General features: G+C 75.6%; 1 protein-coding gene. It reads right to left on the minus strand.

Annotated features, from left to right (window positions below; genetic code table 11):
* On the minus strand, nucleotides 1-1,178 hold a 1,178-nt coding region (locus C665_RS19655; RefSeq protein ID WP_004330195.1), incomplete at both ends, for a YhdP family protein.

A 1,178-nucleotide genomic window follows, 5' to 3' on the forward strand; every position in this document is an offset into this window, starting at 1 on the left:
CGCCAGGCGCGAGCGCAGCCCGGCATCGAGCGGCAGGTGGGCGGCGAGCGCGACGAGCGTGGCCAGTTCGAGCCGGTCTGCGACGAGGCGCCCCCCGGCCGCCGCGGGCCCGCGCCCGGCCTGCTCCTCGCCGGTGCCACGATCGCGCGCCTTGCCATCGAGCGCCGGATCCAGCCCCAGCTCGACATCGGTGGGGGGCAGCACGAGGCCCTGGGCGGTTTCGAACCCGAGCCCGCGGCCGGCGAAGCGGAATCCATCCTCGCCGCGGGCCAGCTCGACACGACCGTCGAGACGGGCGAGCTCGAGAACCGGCAGATCCTCGCCGAGCACGGCCCGCACCCCGTCCAGCGCGAGGTCGGCGGTCAGCGCATGACCGCCACGGCCGTCCGCGTCGAGCCAGGCTTGCAGCGCACCCTCGCCTTCCAGGCCGAAAGGCAGGTCGACCCAGGGCCGCCAGTTGCCCAGCGCCGTGCGCCCGAGTTCGACGTACAACCGACCGGCGAAACGCTGCGGGCGCAGCGGGTCGATGCGGCGCAGCTCGCCGCGCAGGCTCGCACGCTCGCCGAGGGCGGCCGGCAGCCGTGCCTCGAGCGCGAAGCGCGCCGGACGCGTGCGTCGATCGAGGCGGAATTCCACCTCTTCGAGCTCGAGCACCGGCGCACCGCGCGCTTCGTCCGCCCAGGCAAGACGCGCGCCGTGGATGAGGATCTGGCGCTGCGCGAGCAGCCAGCCGAGGCCGCCGTCGCCGCCCTCGTCCCCGTGTGCAAGCGCGATGCCTGCGACGTGCAGCGCTCCCTCCGGATCGCGGCGTACCAACAGGTCCGGCGCGCGGATCTCGAGGCGGTGGAAATGCGGCTCGAGCATCGCCAGCGAGGACCACGCCAGGGTGGCGTCGATCTCGGGCAGGGTCAGCGCGGGGCGGCCCTGCGCGTCGGACAGGCTCACCCCGGCCAGGCGCAGGCGCGGTCGCCAGCCCGCCCAGCCGCCCTCGATGCGCTCGATCGCCACCGCCACGCCAAGGCGCTCGCCGAGCAACTCGGCGATCGGCACGCGCAGTTCGCCCACTGCCGGCAGCACGAGATGGCGCAGCACCAGCACCCCGACCGCGAGCACGCACCAGACCAGCAGCAGCGCATCGGACAGCCTGCCGGCCGCGCGCCGCCAGCCGCCGCGCGCGG

Source organism: Thauera aminoaromatica S2 (assembly GCF_000310185.1).
Classification (GTDB): domain Bacteria; phylum Pseudomonadota; class Gammaproteobacteria; order Burkholderiales; family Rhodocyclaceae; genus Thauera; species Thauera aminoaromatica.